This is a genomic window from Parapedobacter luteus, from assembly GCF_900168055.1.
GTDB classification, from domain to species: domain Bacteria; phylum Bacteroidota; class Bacteroidia; order Sphingobacteriales; family Sphingobacteriaceae; genus Parapedobacter; species Parapedobacter luteus.
Map to the genome: position 1 here is coordinate 554,591 of NZ_FUYS01000003.1, position 16,509 is coordinate 571,099.

18 protein-coding genes and 1 pseudogene are annotated in these 16,509 nt (G+C 47.7%); 13 read left to right on the forward strand and 6 right to left on the reverse strand.

Translation table 11 applies throughout. The features are described from left to right. Both metA and B5X72_RS08950 read right to left on the reverse strand, forming a co-directional pair. Positions 1-945, reverse strand: a complete 945-nt coding sequence (gene metA / locus B5X72_RS08945; RefSeq protein ID WP_079716486.1) for a homoserine O-acetyltransferase MetA — start codon at positions 943-945, stop codon at positions 1-3. Positions 946-1,028: 83 nt separating this feature from the next. Next, positions 1,029-1,262, reverse strand: a complete 234-nt coding sequence (locus B5X72_RS08950; protein ID WP_079716487.1) for a hypothetical protein — start codon at positions 1,260-1,262, stop codon at positions 1,029-1,031. 169 nt (positions 1,263-1,431) lie between these two features. Between B5X72_RS08950 and B5X72_RS08955 the strand changes: the two genes are divergently transcribed. From B5X72_RS08955 to B5X72_RS08975, 4 genes are all read left to right on the forward strand, one after another. Beyond that, complete coding sequence (locus tag B5X72_RS08955) at positions 1,432-2,169, forward strand: DNA-formamidopyrimidine glycosylase family protein (RefSeq protein ID WP_079716488.1); 738 nt, start codon at positions 1,432-1,434, stop codon at positions 2,167-2,169. A 237-nt stretch (positions 2,170-2,406) separates the two neighbouring features. Beyond that, entirely contained in the window at positions 2,407-2,874 is a 468-nt protein-coding gene (locus tag B5X72_RS08960) for a hypothetical protein (RefSeq protein ID WP_079716489.1), read from the forward strand. 524 nt (positions 2,875-3,398) lie between these two features. Continuing rightward, on the forward strand, positions 3,399-3,710 hold the full coding sequence (locus tag B5X72_RS08970; RefSeq protein ID WP_079716491.1) for a helix-turn-helix domain-containing protein: 312 nt from the start codon (positions 3,399-3,401) through the stop codon (positions 3,708-3,710). 83 nt (positions 3,711-3,793) lie between these two features. Then, positions 3,794-4,240: an META domain-containing protein gene (locus B5X72_RS08975; RefSeq protein ID WP_079716492.1), complete on the forward strand. Its 447-nt coding sequence runs from the start codon at positions 3,794-3,796 to the stop codon at positions 4,238-4,240. 80 nt (positions 4,241-4,320) lie between these two features. Here the strand turns inward: B5X72_RS08975 and B5X72_RS08980 are convergent, their stop codons facing one another. Then, positions 4,321-4,782, reverse strand: a complete 462-nt coding sequence (locus B5X72_RS08980) for a VOC family protein (RefSeq protein WP_200122171.1) — start codon at positions 4,780-4,782, stop codon at positions 4,321-4,323. 82 nt (positions 4,783-4,864) lie between these two features. Between B5X72_RS08980 and B5X72_RS21030 the strand changes: the two genes are divergently transcribed. The 4 genes and pseudogenes from B5X72_RS21030 to B5X72_RS09000 all read left to right on the forward strand — a co-directional run bounded on the left by B5X72_RS21030 (position 4,865) and on the right by B5X72_RS09000 (position 7,006). Continuing rightward, positions 4,865-5,086, forward strand: coding sequence for a hypothetical protein (locus B5X72_RS21030; protein WP_245826898.1), 222 nt, complete (start codon positions 4,865-4,867; stop codon positions 5,084-5,086). 27 nt (positions 5,087-5,113) lie between these two features. Continuing rightward, a pseudogene (locus B5X72_RS21035) lies at positions 5,114-5,638 on the forward strand (alpha/beta fold hydrolase); the annotation flags it as partial. Positions 5,639-6,040: 402 nt separating this feature from the next. Further along, on the forward strand, positions 6,041-6,523 hold the full coding sequence (locus B5X72_RS08995) for a MauE/DoxX family redox-associated membrane protein (RefSeq protein WP_079716494.1): 483 nt from the start codon (positions 6,041-6,043) through the stop codon (positions 6,521-6,523). 6 nt (positions 6,524-6,529) lie between these two features. Further along, positions 6,530-7,006: a hypothetical protein gene (locus B5X72_RS09000; protein ID WP_079716495.1), complete on the forward strand. Its 477-nt coding sequence runs from the start codon at positions 6,530-6,532 to the stop codon at positions 7,004-7,006. Positions 7,007-7,066: 60 nt separating this feature from the next. On the opposite strand, the gene B5X72_RS09005 is transcribed toward B5X72_RS09000, so the two are convergent. Genes B5X72_RS09005 through B5X72_RS09015 form a run of 3 tightly spaced genes read right to left on the reverse strand, consistent with a single transcriptional unit; the run spans position 7,067 to position 13,695 of the window. Then, on the reverse strand, positions 7,067-8,446 hold the full coding sequence (locus B5X72_RS09005; protein ID WP_079716496.1) for a RagB/SusD family nutrient uptake outer membrane protein: 1,380 nt from the start codon (positions 8,444-8,446) through the stop codon (positions 7,067-7,069). 3 nt (positions 8,447-8,449) lie between these two features. After that, positions 8,450-11,653, reverse strand: a complete 3,204-nt coding sequence (locus B5X72_RS09010; protein ID WP_079716497.1) for a SusC/RagA family TonB-linked outer membrane protein — start codon at positions 11,651-11,653, stop codon at positions 8,450-8,452. A gap of 11 nt (positions 11,654-11,664) precedes the next feature. Continuing rightward, complete coding sequence (locus B5X72_RS09015; RefSeq protein ID WP_079716498.1) at positions 11,665-13,695, reverse strand: TlpA family protein disulfide reductase; 2,031 nt, start codon at positions 13,693-13,695, stop codon at positions 11,665-11,667. A gap of 841 nt (positions 13,696-14,536) precedes the next feature. On the opposite strand from B5X72_RS09015, the gene B5X72_RS20550 reads away from it, so the two are divergent. The 5 genes from B5X72_RS20550 to B5X72_RS09040 are packed head-to-tail and all read left to right on the forward strand — an operon-like array spanning position 14,537 to position 16,291. Beyond that, positions 14,537-14,854, forward strand: a complete 318-nt coding sequence (locus B5X72_RS20550; protein WP_139378609.1) for a hypothetical protein — start codon at positions 14,537-14,539, stop codon at positions 14,852-14,854. A 48-nt stretch (positions 14,855-14,902) separates the two neighbouring features. Continuing rightward, positions 14,903-15,100 carry a hypothetical protein gene (locus B5X72_RS09025; RefSeq protein ID WP_079716500.1) on the forward strand — a complete coding sequence of 66 codons (198 nt, stop codon included), beginning with the start codon at positions 14,903-14,905 and terminating at the stop codon, positions 15,098-15,100. Then, on the forward strand, positions 15,090-15,275 hold the full coding sequence (locus B5X72_RS09030; RefSeq protein ID WP_079716501.1) for a PIN domain-containing protein: 186 nt from the start codon (positions 15,090-15,092) through the stop codon (positions 15,273-15,275). The genes B5X72_RS09025 and B5X72_RS09030 overlap by 11 nt, the downstream gene beginning before the upstream one ends. A gap of 32 nt (positions 15,276-15,307) precedes the next feature. Then, a complete protein-coding gene (locus tag B5X72_RS09035; RefSeq protein WP_079716563.1) occupies positions 15,308-15,634 on the forward strand; it encodes a type II toxin-antitoxin system RelE/ParE family toxin in 327 nt (108 codons plus the stop codon). Between the two features lie 18 nt (positions 15,635-15,652). Then, a complete protein-coding gene (locus B5X72_RS09040; RefSeq protein WP_079716502.1) occupies positions 15,653-16,291 on the forward strand; it encodes a hypothetical protein in 639 nt (212 codons plus the stop codon). Positions 16,292-16,509: the final 218 nt, after the last annotated feature.

The window sequence follows — 16,509 nt, forward strand, 5'->3', positions numbered from 1 at the left end:
CTAACTGTGTTGCTTGATTTCACTGAGATGCGCAATTTCCTTCAGGTCAAACGGCGTCTCCTGGTAAACAAAATAATTCAACCAGTTGTTGAACAGCAGGTTCGCATGGCTGGCCCAACGGACTACCGGCTCGCTTTGCGGATCATCGCCGGCATAATAATTCCTGGGCGTATCTATGGGAAGCCCTTTTTCCAGATCCCTGGTATACTCCTCATGGAGGGTCCATGGCGCATACTCCGAATGGCCGGTCAAGTAAAATTCCCGCCCGCCCCTTGAAGAAACGATAGCTACGCCGGCGTCCTCCGATTTGGAGAGGATCGCAACATCCGCTAAGCCAGCCAGATCTGCTTCCGTAATGGTGGTGTGCCGGCTATGCGGAATATAAAACTCATCATCGAAGCCACGAAACAACGGATGCCTCTTATCCAGCGCGCTGTGTTTGAAAACACCGAACAGCTTTTTATCCAATGGAATTTTGCCGACACCATAAAAGTGGTACAGCGCCGCTTGGGAAGCCCAACAGATGTAGAGAGTAGAGGTGACGTGCGTTCGCGCCCAATCGAAAATCATCTTGATCTCATCCCAGTAGGTGACCTCCTCAAAATCCAGCATCTCCACGGGCGCGCCGGTGATGATCATCCCATCGTAGAAGTTTTCCGCAACCTCCTTGAAACCTTTGTAGAACATCTCCAGGTGTTCCACGGGCGTATTTTTGGGGGTGTGCGTATCCAAGCGCAAAAATTCAACCTCCACCTGCAACGGATTGTTTGACAGCAGCCGGATGAAATCAGTTTCCGTAGAAATTTTCAGCGGCATCAGGTTCAGGATGATGACGCGCATTGGACGAATATCCTGTGTATTGGCCCGCAGGTCATCCATCACAAAGATGTTCTCATTTTTGAGCAGTGATATCGCTGGGAGATTGTCTGGTATCTTTACTGGCATGCTATTTATTTCCTCGCAACTTGATTTGCAAAAATACGAGAATTTTTGCGGCTTCGGAAGTTTTCGCAACCCGGCCGGGATTTCTATCGGCTATTTCCCTCGCGGGCAGCGATAGCCTGTCCGATGGCATTGACCTCCTCATCCAGCCCAAAAAGCGGGATCCCCGATGCCGGATCGAGCTTCAGCCACTGGCTTTCGGTGTCCTTCTGTATCTGTAGGTATTCCTTGCCATCTTTATAAATGGTATACACGCCCTCCTCCTCCGGAAAAACGGAATAAGTATTGTCAAAGATTTCAAGATCAAATGGCTCTAACATGTGTGACGATTTTAATTGATAAAGGTAGCAAAATTTCATGTGCTTTTACGACACCCGGCGTCATTCCGCGCCGGCAAGAGACCACGCCACGAAATCATGCGAACATTCCCCGCTGCCCATTGTTATACCGGCAGCTTATCGTCGCAATGATTACGTTAATCGACATGTGATGCCGGAAGGACCGTCCATCGTTATCTTAAAAGAAGCTGTCCTATCCTTGCACTTGGAGGGGCAGCCGATCCGTGCCGTCTCAGGCAATAGCAAAATCGACCAGCATGTATTGCCGGGGCAGATTGTGCTCAGCTTCCGTTCGTGGGGTAAGCATTTTCTGGTTTGTTTCGAAACGTTTACCCTGCGGATTCACTTTCTTTTATTCGGGACCTACCGCATCAACGAGCGGAAGCCCTCACCGGTGAGATTAAGCCTGCAGTTTGCAACGGATGAGCTGAACTTCTATGCATGCTCCGTAAAGATCTTAGACAAACCTGCGGATGAAATCTATGACTGGTCAAGCGATGTCATGGCTGAGGAATGGGATGCCGGAAAGGCCTTAAAAAAGTTAAAAAATGCCCCGCACGCACTTTGCTGCGACGCCCTGTTGGACCAAGACATATTTGCCGGAAGCGGAAATATCTTCAAGAATGAAGTGCTTTTTCGCATCAGGGTACACCCGTTGTCCCATTTAGGCGCGTTGCCAAACGCCAAATTGGAAGAAATGGTACGGGAGGTCAGGAACTACGCATTTGAGTTTCTTCACTGGAAAAAGGAATTTACGCTAAAGAAGCATTGGTTGGCCCACACCAAAAAGACCTGTCCCCGGTGCCAAATCCCGTTTACCAAAGCCCATACGGGCAAAACCAACCGAAGAAGTTTCTTCTGTGGCAACTGCCAGGTGCTTTATGCGTAATGGTCCACTTTCCGATCAAGTACAACCGGGCGATAGTTATCGAACAACGGTCCTGCTATTCGTCTATAAAATCGACCATTTAGTCTAAAGCCTTTTCCGTTGGTCGATTCCTACCTACCGTTCGTCTAAAACCACCCTGTTGCCGTGCAACGTTTTCCAACTGCCGTCGTCATATCTACAAAACAACAGCAAAAAAAGTAGTAACAAATACATTATTCACCACAAAAAGATATCATCATGAAAACGTTCGTATTAAGCACCCTGATTAGCGTAGCAGCCCTCGGAAACAGCTTTGCCGGCACCGCCCCTATTGATCCGTCTAACGAAAAGAAAAACGCCACTGCACTGAAGGAAACCGCAGCCTTTCATCAGCACAACATGGTGACGCTGTACAACCAGTATGACCTGGCTGAAGCACGCATCAAAACAAGCCGTGGCAACCATGCCGAGCTGGACCGCGACCACAAATTTTTCGTAGGCCTGTACCAGCAAGACATTGCCAACGGCATCCGCGTGGAGCAAAGCAAAAAGGCCATTGAAGAGATAAACGCCCGCTATGCCAAGCTGCATGCCGAGCGCGATGCGTACGAGGCCAAGGAAATCGCCAAGTTGCAAAAGCACCTGGACGTAGCCCTGAAAAAAGAAGAAAAAGCGTTCAACAAAGCAACCAAGGCCTTGTCTAAGACCGTCAGCGCGGCCCGTTAATGCAACATCCCCTTGGCGGGGCTCCATATATCAGACAGCAAGCCTTCCCTCAATCTGGGGGAAGGCTTTATCGCTTACACCCTCACCGTGGGTTGCCGTACTGGCGGCAATCCACGGCCGGTGCTGTATTCCTTTCGGCAATCAATTGCAAGGCAAGGCGCAGTTCGCTATCGGTTCCTTCCACGAATTCAAAAAATGGCTTCAGCCGGCAGGAGCAGGTTCAATACCCAAATGCGCGGCCCCGCCCGGGGAGGGCAAGGGCCAGCGCAAGGGTCTGCACACATAGAAAGTTTTCAGGCGGCTGCCGCCGCTTCTGCATATTTTTACCAAGGCAACGAAAAAAACACGTAATGCACGTCCGGAACACCGGCCGGATGCGGGTATTCGTGGATGCCGCAGACACACCGCGGGCTTACCCGAAGAGGTCGCTCTTACGCCGTTGCTTATTGATCTTTTTGACAACATCCTTTCGTTTTTAGGTTCTCAGGCCGCGGCTCTGAGGATGTTATGGACAAATATAGGAAATGATTTCAAAATACACACATATTTGTGTAAATTTTTATCATTTGTATTGGCTACTTCGCTTCGCAAGAATTGTTAAGTCCTACGAGGTGGAGAAAATTGAGCAATATGTTATTGATTTTGTAAGGAATTTGAGGAATCAACATGACTTACGCCAGGAAGATATTGCTAATATTCTGGATGTAAAACCTTCCTTTATCGGAAATGTCGAGAGCGCGTCCCATCCCGCGAAATACAATCTTAAACATATCAACAAGCTTGCGGATCATTTTGGACTTTCACCCCAGGACTTTTTGCCGAAGAAGCCGTTATAAATATCCATTATGTTTATTTACAGCTAGCTGTAGCAAACAGCCTAAACTAGTCGTTTTATATAACGAACTTAACTGATCAATTTATGAGTACCTATCGTATTTGTTTACTGGTGATAGTTGTTTGCTCCTTTTTTAGCTGTGAAAAGAGTGATTATGCCAACCTAGAGAATACCCTTCTCGATCTGACCAACACCCGCTGGAAGATGGAAAAAACAATCGATAAGACGACGAAGTATATCAGCACCTATCCAAGAAAACCGGATTTATATGAGATATCCTTTCAAGCCGAAGGAAAATTGAGGCTGCAAGGCGGATGTAATTACCACTATGGAAGCTATCATATCGGAGGCAATAACACGATTCGGTTTTCAGAGCTGGGCCCCGCCACTTATGGCTATTGCGCAGACATATTCGAGTGGGAAATGCAAACTATCTATGGACTGGAAAACGCCTCAACCTACCGGAGTGACGGGGACCGGTTGATCATCGAAGGAAAGCGGGTGGTGTTCCATCTTCAAAGAATACCCTAAACGAAGTTCGATCGCCTTACGCCACGCTTCGCGTGGATGTCATGAAATAATCCCATGTTGCGCCTGTGCGCTGCACTATGTTAGCGCTGCTCGTCGTTGATCTCTATCCAATAACCATCGGGGTCCTTGATATAAAGCTGTTTCACGCCGTCCACGCGTGTCCCCACTTTGCCTGGCTCATGCTGCACGTTGTAATAGACTATTCCAAATCCATCAAGCCGATCAATGAAATCGTCAATGGAGGCCACGCTGAAACAGATATGGGTACTCCGGTTGTGTTCCTTGATTTCTGCCGCGTCGGCAACAAGATGTAGCGAAAAACCGGGGGCGATCTCGAACCACTTGTGCTTACCTATTTTAAAGGGCTCCGGAAGGGTATCGAGTAATAGCACTTCCCGATAAAAGGATGCGCTCTTCTCGAGGTCATAAACGGACAAGGCAATGTGGTTGAAACCCCCTTTGCTTACTTGAGCATAGCTTTTGACGGGGCCTCCAACGAAACACATTCCGATGAAGGCATACAGGATCAAGAACTGTTTCATTTATCAAACTTACATAAAGTAACCGAATTCCGGCGACCGGATACGGTACGGCTAAAAATCCACTTGATAATAGTTACCAAAAATGAAGAGAATACTGCTAACCCTTGTGACGGTAATTTACCTGGTTGGCGCCGATGCGCAAACTGACCGGCCTGTCTTGGACATCATGCTGTCCAATTACGACTACCCCTTCACTGTACACTACTTGGATCTCAACAACCAAAACCAGCAGTTGAAAATGGCCTATATGAATGTCCGCCCGGCACGGCCCAACGGAAAAACGGTGGTGCTGCTGCACGGATAGAATTTCAATGGTGCCTACTGCAAAACCGCCGCCGATGTCCTGACGGAATCCGGTTACCGCGTGGTGATACCTGACCAAGTAGGCTTCGGAAAATCATCCAAACCCGTGGGCTACCCGTTTAGTTTCCAGCAACTGGCCCAAAATACGAAAGCGTTGCTGGACGAACTGCGTCTTGATAACGTCTATCTCTTGGGCCATTCGATGGGGGGCATGCTGGCTACCCGTTTTTCGCTGATGTATCCTGAAACGGTTGGAGAACTGGTACTGGAAAACCCGACCGGACCGGAGGACTGGAAGCTCGTGGCGCCATACGTTCCCATTGACGCACACTACCGGAATGAACTGAAGGCCAACTACGAAACCACCCGCAAATACCAGCAGGGATTGTACTACGAACAGCATTGCAACGGTACTAAGGACGGCGGGCAGCCTTTGTACAAAAACTTCCATATAGAAAGGGCCACCATGGCCCTTTTTCAATATTTCAGGGAGCTACTTTTGCGGATTTCTTTTGGGAAATTCATCGACCAGCAGTCTGCTAAAAACCCCTAAGCGGTTCGAAGAGATGCTATTGGAAAAATTCCAAAATACGGTTTACTTCTCACAGGTCAGTCATTGAATTGATGAAAAAACGTATCGCTCACATACATCCCCACAGCGCCGCCGTTTGATAGCCACAGAATGCTGTAGCCAAAATAACCATATACCCCGTAGCCAAAATCACCTAACTGCGCGTTAGACGTACCCTACCTTTGTCTGTATGAAGGAAGCGAAAGACGTAAGTTTTATTATTCTTGGGGGAATTGCCGTAGCAGCCATCTGGTCGGTAACAGCCCTTTATTTCGAGTACGCCGGGCACTCCTGCATTGAAACTATTTTGTCCGAGTCGGACACCGGTTGGTATTATGTTGATACACCGGTGGGACTCCATATGAATACACCTGTACATATACCATGAATACGAAGACATTATATCTCGACATTGCGATCCGCGTACTTTTCGTGGCCCTTTATACGTATACGGCAGCGATGAAGCTGCTCGACTTTCCCGTGTACCGCATCAAGATGCGGCGCCAGCATTTTTTCGAGCCGCTGAAGGAATGGCTGGTTTGGGGTGTACCCATTGCCGAACTATTGGTAGCCACCGGTTTAATACTTCCGTTTCTGGTGGCGGCACCAAGGCTGAGGCGGGCGGGGTTGGTGGGCAACCTTATGCTTATCAGCGGTTTCACACTGTATACGGGCCTGGCAGCGTCCGGCATTTTTGGCTATGTGCCCTGCTCTTGCGGGGGATTCTTGGAAGGCATGGGCTGGTGGGTACATTTCCTATTCAACTTGGTATTTACGGCACTTGCAGCCGTTGGCGTCTGGCTGCAACGGGATATGATAAGAGGCGCCGATGTTTCACCATCGGTCTGTGGGCGGTTTTCGGGCTGATGTGGCTTGGCCGGCTGCGCGATAGCAAGACAACAAAGGGGCGATATCAAGGCCCAAACTCACAACGGTTATTTGCTTGCTTACTCGCGCCAGCGCAGCCAACATCACACGGAGACGGTACAGATTGATAAAACTTTAAAGCCTATGGTTTTTAAAAAAGTTGTTGGTTTATTTATGGTGGCAGTGATGATGGCTACCGCGGTTTTTTCCTTTGCAAAACACAAGGAAAGCAAGGCGAGTCTCGCAAATCTCCGACAAATGTCGTGGATACATGATGGTTCTGGCCCCGCCACTGATCCTGAAAGCTATCAGCCCGGGAACATTTCTAATTGTGTGGGGGAGTCGGAAATTTGTGGGATTTTAGCGCCGTTAGATGAGGAAAATTCAACTCCTACAAACCCGGTGCCGTTCATTGACGACGATTTGGAAGATCGTATACAAAGTGAGAATACGGCAAACGGGGATGTGTTTTTGTTGAATTGAGGTAAAATGCAAAGCCGATTATCAAAAAGGCGCCTATCGTTATGGGCGCCTTTTTTGATGTTATCGTTCATTTTGCGGTATACCCGTTTCCTGTACTACACTGGCCGGTATTAAAAACGTATATCTACTATCTTCTGGCTGTAACGTATAGGTTGTCCCGCCCATTTCTCTTGTGACGGTCCTTTTAAAACGGCTGTCTTTATTCAGCCGTCTAAGGTCACTCCATCGTACCCCGCCCCGCAGCGCCAACTCTTTCTCCCTTTCCGTGATAATGACTTTCAGTGCTTCTTCGGCATCATCTGTATCATAGGGGTTGAAAAGGCCGGCTTTCCAACGGTTTTTCAGCAGCGTGTTAAGCGTTTCGAGAGCCAAGCCTGTCTCTCCCAATCTCGCCAGACATTCAGCTTTGATAAGATACACCTCATTTGTGGCTAAGCCGCAAAACGGCGCAGTGACCGTGGCGCTTGTTCCATAATCTCCGGTAAACCGATACGACCCGTCCGCGTTCTCCTTATAAAAGATTTCCGTTCGCAGGTCATCCGCTGTGTACAATGCGTGAAGCGCTGGGCTTACTTTTGCCCTTGTGTTATTGAACCCGCCTCCTCCATTTGGCATCTGTAGGTGTAAAAGTACCTCTTTATTAAGCGCGGGTACCGGCTTAGCAGCGGCGGGGTCGAGATCATTGAAGTCAATTAGTTCGCTATAGAGGTCTAAGCAGGCATTGGCATGCTCAAGGCTGTTTTGATAATTTCCCATAATAAGGTATGCCTTAGCCAGCGCAGCATGGGCCGCAGCTTTGTTTGGCCTTACGGGTACAGGTGTACTGGTAGGGAGCAGCGCTACAGCCTCCGTGAGATCATGGAGTATTTGATTATAGGTCTCTGCCAAGGAAGGACGTGTGGTAGGCGTTTCGATGTTTGGTGAGAGCCGCAGTGGCACACCTAACAACTTCTCGGCCCCCGCTTCGTCAAAAGGCGGTGCAAAAATCTGGGCTAAATGGTAGAATGCCAGCCCCCTGAAGAAGAGTGCTGCGCCTTTGATATGCCTTCTATCCAATTCGGTTAAACCATTGAGTTGCGCATCATCTACCTCTTCCAAGACTACGTTGACGTCAAAAATATTAAGATACATATTGCTCCAATCCCGGTCGGCCACTGCATCTGACTTCCATAGATAGATATTCCGCGCATCAAACGCGTCATTCAGTTGATTGAAGCCGGCCTCGTCCAGATAATAATAGTCGGCAGCAACATCCCCGGCATAAGGATACAGCGTATTCCGGCGTGTCTCATTATCCAAAATAGCTTGGAGATCCCTCAGCGTGTTCGGGATGGCCAAAGACCGGATGGGTTTCACATCCAGATATTCGGCGCAAGCGCCAAGGGTGAGGATGCCTGTAACCAAGCAAACGGTCATTGGTATATTTATTTTCTTTCTCATTGTTTAAAATGTTATGTTCATACCTATTGAAAAACTAAAGGGAGCGGGATATCCACGAAAGTCGGGATCCAGCCCCGCGTTGTTTGCCCGCCATAGTATCGGAAGATTGCGTGCATACAGCATCATTGATACCGATTTGACCGGAAGGGATCGAAGGGCAGGACTATTTAGCCGATAAGTTAGATTGACGTCTTGCAGTCGGATATGATCACCGCGTTCAACCGTAGCTTCGGAGTTCCGGTACACTTCATCTCTCCTGTTGTTGGCAGGATATATCATTGAGGGCACGGTGGTGGTACGTTCGTCCCCCGGTTGTTGCCAGCGCAAATAATAATCGCTATGGCCCGTCACGCCGTTGTTCAATAACTGCGCATATTCTATTGTAGGTCTGCGGAAGAAGTATCCCATACGGTATGTGACGTTTGCGGAAAGGCTCAACCCACCAAATGACCACGTGTTACGCAATGAACCGAATGCCCTTGGAGTTGCGGAGCCATGGAATACCAAGTCGTCCATGGTCGTGTTATTGATGATATGGAGGTAGTCTGAGGTCAGCTCCCCGTTTACATAACTCTGGGGGTTTCCTTGAAGGGCATCAAGGCCGCCCCATCTGTAGCTTACGATATTATACGCATCGTAGCCCTCGATGGGATGCAGGCTGGCCCCGTTGCCTACATAAGCGCTCGGCCTGCTTCGCTCTACCAGATAACGTGTGACCTTCGTCTGGTTGACGGAAAGGAAAAAATCGGTAGACCAACCTATCCTTCCCCGAAGATTACGGCTGTTAAGTGTCACATCCCATCCGCTGGTCCTGATTTCGGCAGCGTTTCTTGTGAGGTTGGTAAAGCCGGTTGTTATATCGGCAGGGACAGATGCTATCAAATCGCTGGCATTCTTGACAAAGTACTCCACACTACCGGACACGTTGTTGTTCAGAAGACCGAAGTCCAGCGCCAAATTGGTCGTGGCGACGTTTTCCCACCGCAGATCCGCATTGGGCGGATTCATGATAAAAGCATGCAGATTTCTGCCCAATGGGGTGAGCCCACGGTAATCGATCGTCGTTACTGCCGCTGTCGCATTGTTAACATTTCCGCTATGGCCATAGGTAGCCCGTATCGAAAGCTGGGGTAGCCATTGCCAGCTGTAAAAAGGCGTGTTGGAAATATTCCACTTATAACCTAAAGACCATAATGGCTTCCACTTGTTATTGGTATTTACACCGAAAAGATTGGATGCATCTCTGCGCGCACTGGCTGTCAACGTATGGTTTGCCTGGAAGCGATACGACGCGTTGGCGAACAGTGACACGAAGCGGTTCATCAATCCGGCAAACGACTGCGGCTCTCCCAACGGGCTGTCGAATGCCATTCCTCCATAGATTGGATATCGATTTACCAAGTCAATGGGTTGAGCAAGCATCAATTCGTCATCATAACCATAGGCAGTGGAAGCGTTTTGCAGGTCTTCCACCTGTCTCAGCTCCCCTCCAACCAGTACTGCTAAGTCGTGGCCGGAGTTCCATGCGGATGAAAAGTTCAGTTGGCCACGTAGGTTATGACTATATCGATTGCCTTCCTGAGACCGGAGAATACCTCCCAGCGGGAGTGGACGATATACATCGTCGCCCGAAATTTGGGTGAACCTATTGATCTGGTCACGGGTATAGAACGTTTGATCACTGTAATGATTCCTGTCGCCGGTGCGCTGATTTTGATACTGATACCTAACCTCCATGTTGAGCACAGGCAGCAACTGATAGGTAGCCGAGAGGTTGATCAACAGATCGTTTATGCGTGAGGTATTATCCGCCAAACCGATCTCTTCCAAAGGTCTGTAGTGCCAATCCAGCAGTTTTCCATTGCCTGCCGTATCCACGAAACCCAAGCGGTAATTTTGGACAACCGTTGCGGGTTTACCGTCGGCGTCCACCAGCTGTGCGTAGGGATATATTGAGCTGGATGCATTCGAGGTGCCCAGCACGCCCAACCCGTTGTTTTCCCGCTGGCTGTGCACATACATGATGTTTGATTGCACGGTTAGGTTCTTTATGGGTTTATAGGTGTTTTGGGAACGAAGTGTAATGCGCTGGTAGCCATCGCCCACCTGTTGGGAAGCCGCCCTATCAAGCCCGCCGGAGATTAAGTAACCCGCCCGGTCACTCCCGCCGCTCATGTTGAGGGCATACTGCTGGCCTACCGGTCTTTGGTATACATATTCAGCCAAGTCTTTGCGAATGTCCTGTGAGCGCAGCGCATCAAGTAACCGATCTGCCTCTTCCGTTGAAATAAGGCCTTGGCGTTGCCGATGCAAGATTTCCACAGCCGGAGTGATTACCGGCCAAGTGACGGTGTTGGATAGCGCATTGTCAAAGGCTCCTTGCTCAAAAAGGAATCGTTCAATATCGATAAAATCTGAAGGGGTCATCTCAGGCCGGTAATACAGATCTGTTTGATTCTGGACAGATACATTGGCCGTTGCGGTTATGGAAACAGGTTTGTTTAGCGCTCCCTTTTTAGTGGTTATGACCATTACCCCGTTGCCAGCACGCGCTCCCCAGATGGAGGCGGCAGCGGCATCCTTCAAGAACGTAATATTCTCGACATCGTTTGGGTTGATGTTTTGGATATCTCCTTCATATGGAAAATCATCAACGATTATCAACGGCTGAGCCGCAGCGGGAGTGATGCTGCTAAGTCCCCGTATTTTGAAGGAGGTTTCGTTGCCGCCCCGCTTATCAAATAACATACCCGGCACCAGCCCGTCCAATCGGCTGATGACGTCCGGGCCGATCTGCCTATGGAATAATTCGTTGTCTACATGCCCGAACGATCCTGTAAGCCGTTCTCTGGGCAAGGTCTGATATCCGGTAGATACTTCTACCTCTTCGAGAATGCTCGTGTTTGCCTCAAGACCGATAAGTAACGGGGCTGATGGCGGCAGTTTAGACAGCATGGTGTCTACGGACATATATCCCAGGTGCTGGAAGCTAAGCAAAACATTTGCACTATCATCGGCAAAGAGGATAAAGCGCCCTTTGGCATCTGTATATGCAACAGGATGCTTACCGTTCACTTTTACAGATGTGCCTTGTAATGGACTGTTCGTTGATTGGTCAATTATGGTGCCTGTGATGCGGTATTGAGCAGATAGTGTTGCGGCGTGCAAGAGTATGGCTGTCATCACGCCAAGCGTTTTAATGTGCATGGTTTGGTTTATTATTGTTTAGCGGTTGATGAAAAAATATAGCCAAAATCAGTAAGTTGAAGCCTGCCGGAGTCGCCGTCAAATCCGTTTTCGGTAAGGACAAACATGTCCATCTCACGTTCGACCCAGCTTAGTTCAAGCCCTTGTGCATTCAGCGCTGTGTTGATGGCTTCCAGCGTTGCCTCGTTTGTAGATGGGAAATCGAGGTCGAACCTACCCTCATAGCCCGTCTCATTAAGAATCGAGGGCAAGGGTTCGTTTGTGATTTCGTCAATCATCATCATCACATCTGCGAATTTGCCGTGCCTGATATAGGTATCCACGCCATTTGGCAGCGCGCCTACATCCTTTATTTGATCGACGAATCGGCTGTTTATGCGGCCACTTACCACTTTGACCCGACTGCCGCTCTCCGATTTATACGTTGGAGGACTGTCTATTGCCCTTAGTGCAAGGCAGCGCATACTGCGTGATTCGATGCGCCCATGTAATTGCAGGAAAAAGTCGAGATCACTTTTCATTTTTTCCAATACCTGATGCCGTCCGAGCACACTGGGGAAAAATATTTCATAGCAGAAAAGATCTGGACGATCGGTGCTCATCGTATTAGCTGCGGGCATGAGCAGGTTGCGGATACGGGCATGGGATATTTCCAGGATAATTCTATTTTTATTGATTGGCAGCGGCGAGTTGAGGGCTATGGTGTACAATTTGGGGATAACAGCGTTACTTACAATGAGCCGGCTTCTATGATTCGTTGAATCGGTTTCCCAGATAATCTGGTGAACCGCTCCGACATGATGGCCGGAAAGTGCACTGTATAATTGCAGGCCCGCGTGCCTATTGTCATTTATATCAAGTACCGACAGGTCTGTAGCGTCCGCTATCGTGTTTATGCCCGCTTCCTCCACGCCAGCTGTCAAAAGGGTCGAAACTCTCTTTTCATCCAATGCCTGTGGCCTTGTAATCACTTGCACGATGCCGCGGTCATCTACGATGACGGTATGGGGCAACGATTGTGTTGGAAATAGACCAGCGAGGGTTTTATCATCTACAGCCGATATAAACTTGTCTCTTATCTTATCGATATGAGGCGATCTTGTTTTGCTGAGGAATTGCCTGATATGATCCCCGGACTCATGAGTTACCGGAATCACGGTGAGGCTGTCATTGAACTTGGCCTGCAGGTCAAAAAGATGGGGCAGCGATGCGATGCATGGACCGCAGAATGTGTTCCAAAACTCAAGTATTATCCATTTACCGTTTGCAAGACGGCTAACGGTTGTTTCCCGCTCTGCATCCGGCGAACTAAATAGCGTTATAGGCAAATCGGGTATGGCATCGCCTATTTGCAGCGGTGTGATGTCTGCCTGCCTGCCAGACAGGCTGTCGCCGGGGACCGATTGGCGGGTAAGCGGACTGGCTTGGATGGAAATGCTTACCGCCAGCAGGAGCAGTGCCAGTACCCCATTTGCGCGGCCCCGCCCGGGGTGGGCGGGGGCCTGCGCATGGGTCTGCACACATAGTAAACTTTTCTTGATACAGCTTCCAATACATCTTCCATACCCCTCCGTATACGCCTTTATCCCGCCATAAAGCCGCCAAACCTTCGCTAAAATGCCGATTTTGGGTACTTTTACCGAAGGATACACGGATATGACTGGGATAGGGCACGGATGAGGGATAAGGGAAGGTGGGATTTGGGATAAGGGGAACCGCTGCTTACCCCATAGGGATTGTCCGTCGAGATTGTCCGCTTCCGCTCCGCTTATCTTCCGCTGGAGACCATTACTTGCGCAACACCTGCTGTACACCTGCGGGTTATCTGTACTTCCGGTTTTCCCCTTATTGTCCGTTTGTTTTCCATTCCTTCTCCACTTCTCAAGCAGAAGAGCAGCAGAGAAGCACCGAAGGAGCAGCGAAAAACGAACGGAGGATGAGCGAATGTCAAGCGGAGCATGGACTGCTCGTTTTCGTTTATGTTTTGTATCGTTGGTTGCCAACAGGGCATAGTTATCCCCTAAGCGTAATTTTTGCTTCATTTGATGTTTGACTAAAGTGAAAAATTGAGTAACTAACTCCGGGTTTTCACTTCAATCAAACTGGCCTACCAATGATGTTTTTGTGAAGATTAACCGTGGAAATCTCCCACGCCTTAGATAAAATAGCTCTCCCCTCTCCTATTCGAGATGGAAAACTGGCAGGTTGTAAAAATAAAAAACTCGTTTTCATGGTTAGATTTGAAAACGAGTCTCCGGTAATCTAGTGGGGTCGTAAACACGAATAGCGCTGTGAACCCTACCTACTACCGCTTCACAAGGCTCTAACCCCTCACAGAACGGATTCAGTAGAGCCCACAGCGCTACCTTAACGCACCAAAAGTACGCAAAATATCACCATGGGCATTAACTACCTACCGTCTCGTCTGTGATTAATTGTTAGAGTTTGTGAACGAGACTCTTTTGTTAATGCTCTTCTTTAAAAAATTACAGAAGCCTAAACACACATCGACTTCTGTTTTACTATATTTTTCTACTTATTTACTTTTCAACAATTTGGTAACGACGCAAATATAACGTAAGCAAATATATAATGCAAATTTTTGTCACAAAATTAGATGCTATTTATATGCTCTTTTAGCAATAAATGAGCTCAAGCAAAAAAGACAATAAGAAACCAGCTAAAATTACCCCGTTAGCCCAATATTTTATAGACAGAATTCGTGAAAGACGCCTAGAACTTGGTATTTCACCAGAAAAGCTTTCCCGCGAGATAAGTCCATTTGACGGCGATTCCATTGTGAGAAAAATTGAAAATGAGTTTACATCCAATAAATATACGCCAGGCACGCTAAAAAAGGCTGCATATTATCTTGGGTTGACCATGGAAGACATACTTCCGGACACTCTCTTACCCGACGACACCCTACAGGACAAGACCAAAATACCCATATTGAAAGAAATGTCTGCCAAAGCTGCGCTGCGGTCATTATTGGAGGAGGGTTATTTTGATGAAGGCCGAACACGTTACGAAATCCGGGAATATGCCAACCGCTTCTTCGATGAAGAGAAACCTGAAAACTTCTTTGACCCAGCATTGGAAGACGTATACTATGAGGCCAAGCTGATTAAGGTTGAAGCTGACGAATCCAACAAGCTCATCCGCTTCCAACGGAATCCAACGTATGATCCGAATGCATGATAACGAACATATTTTGATTAACAAGTCATCTTTCGTAAATTTGCTGATATGAGAACAGTAACATTGGAAATATTGAATGACAAAGCAATGAGCCTCCTTCGTGATTTGGAGCAATTGAAGCTGTTGCGTTTTCGTAAAGATTCTCAACAAGCTACCAAACAAGCAAAAAAGAAGGTGACTTTTGACGCCGTTGCTATTGACACAACTGGCTTCAAGTTTGACCGAGACGAAGCGAATGAGCGATAAGGTTTTTTTGGATACCAATATTTTGGTCTATTCCTATTCGGTATCAGATAAGGACAAACAGCTTACCGCCCGTAAGATTATCGCGGAAACCGATTCTTATGTCAGCACGCAGGTATTAACCGAACTGACCAACACGCTCACCCGCAAGTTTAAACTTCTTTTGATGCTGCATTGAAAGCCGTCAGTGAATGTTGCGCAAATAACCATGTGTTCATAAACAATCCTGAACCCTATTTCTACAAAAAAGCAAAACGGCTTCTGAAAAAATATAAGACGCTTGGTCAAAGCCTCGCTACCTTGGAAGGTGATTTGCTCGAAAACCCACAGATGGGAAACAGCTATGGCGCTAACATCTATAAGGTACGAGTAGCCGATGCTTCGAAAGGCACTGGAAAAAGTGGCGGGTTTAGGGTAATCACCTATTTGGTGAGGGAATCGGAAGAGGGTACCGACATTTATTTAATCACCATCTTCGATAAATCTGAGGAAGCATCTATTAAGAAGGAAGATGTTGTAAAATCATCAGAACACTAGATTTATAGGTTGTTGATTATGCTCGTATACCCTTCCCTTGATTATGAATTGAACACCCAAGTACGCAAGCACCGGGAGGCCAATGGCTATGCGCAAGAGGAATTTGCATTTTTGATAGGACGAGATGTAGCAGATGTAGTGAAGTACGAAGACCTTACCACCACAGATGCCTACGATTTCAACCACATCAACCGCTACGCAAGGGTGCTCCATCGTGTGCCGAAGGATTTTGTATTCAAAGAGTCGCTGCCTGAGAACGACATCAAGATTGAAGCGCGGAAAACCACATACAAGACAAAAACAATGTATCGTGGCGAACGGCAAATAATGGTTGGCGGAAAACCACAGTGGGTTAAACTGGAGCCTTATAGCATCCCAATTGCGGAAATCACCGTAGACTCAAGCGATAGGCAACGGATGGTAGCATTGCTGGATGGATTGCTACTTGAAGGCTATTTCCGAGATGGAGTGACCGGATATGATTTGTATATGCACGTTGGCACTTTGTGGGCAGGAAGTTTCCGGCCTAAATTGCTAATCGAGGGGTTGGCCGTTCTCTCCGGTCGTCGCAAACGCCCAAAACTACTCCCTATGCGCAAAGCGCCGAAAACCGATGAAAAATGGATATTATATAAAGAGGATTTAGACGAAGATTGAATTTTGCACACCGTGTATTGAAAATTCGAATACATAAATACTTCTTTGTGATAAAAATGAATTAGTCACAGCCATTCAAACCGCATAACACCATCATCGTATATTGTGATTTGCTTTCATTCTTTGATTTACTGATATTAGACACAGCTTATAAAGCTTTAACAATGATTATTTCCGAGTTGTGATTTGCTTTCATTCTTTGATTTACTGATATTAGG

Bases quoted from the DNA above. Each gene is read 5' to 3' on its own strand.
- metA (WP_079716486.1), bottom strand. From the start codon at position 945: ATGCCAGTAAAGATACCAGACAATCTCCCAGCGATATCACTGCTCAAA.
- B5X72_RS08950 (WP_079716487.1), bottom strand. From the start codon at position 1,262: ATGTTAGAGCCATTTGATCTTGAAATCTTTGACAATACTTATTCCGTT.
- B5X72_RS08955 (WP_079716488.1), top strand. From the start codon at position 1,432: ATGCCGGAAGGACCGTCCATCGTTATCTTAAAAGAAGCTGTCCTATCC.
- B5X72_RS08960 (WP_079716489.1), top strand. From the start codon at position 2,407: ATGAAAACGTTCGTATTAAGCACCCTGATTAGCGTAGCAGCCCTCGGA.
- B5X72_RS08970 (WP_079716491.1), top strand. From the start codon at position 3,399: ATGATTTCAAAATACACACATATTTGTGTAAATTTTTATCATTTGTAT.
- B5X72_RS08975 (WP_079716492.1), top strand. From the start codon at position 3,794: ATGAGTACCTATCGTATTTGTTTACTGGTGATAGTTGTTTGCTCCTTT.
- B5X72_RS08980 (WP_200122171.1), bottom strand. From the start codon at position 4,782: ATGAAACAGTTCTTGATCCTGTATGCCTTCATCGGAATGTGTTTCGTT.
- B5X72_RS21030 (WP_245826898.1), top strand. From the start codon at position 4,865: ATGAAGAGAATACTGCTAACCCTTGTGACGGTAATTTACCTGGTTGGC.
- B5X72_RS08995 (WP_079716494.1), top strand. From the start codon at position 6,041: ATGAATACGAAGACATTATATCTCGACATTGCGATCCGCGTACTTTTC.
- B5X72_RS09005 (WP_079716496.1), bottom strand. From the start codon at position 8,446: ATGAGAAAGAAAATAAATATACCAATGACCGTTTGCTTGGTTACAGGC.
- B5X72_RS09010 (WP_079716497.1), bottom strand. From the start codon at position 11,653: ATGCACATTAAAACGCTTGGCGTGATGACAGCCATACTCTTGCACGCC.
- B5X72_RS09015 (WP_079716498.1), bottom strand. From the start codon at position 13,695: ATGAAGCAAAAATTACGCTTAGGGGATAACTATGCCCTGTTGGCAACC.
- B5X72_RS20550 (WP_139378609.1), top strand. From the start codon at position 14,537: ATGGAAGACATACTTCCGGACACTCTCTTACCCGACGACACCCTACAG.
- B5X72_RS09025 (WP_079716500.1), top strand. From the start codon at position 14,903: ATGAGAACAGTAACATTGGAAATATTGAATGACAAAGCAATGAGCCTC.
- B5X72_RS09030 (WP_079716501.1), top strand. From the start codon at position 15,090: ATGAGCGATAAGGTTTTTTTGGATACCAATATTTTGGTCTATTCCTAT.
- B5X72_RS09040 (WP_079716502.1), top strand. From the start codon at position 15,653: ATGCTCGTATACCCTTCCCTTGATTATGAATTGAACACCCAAGTACGC.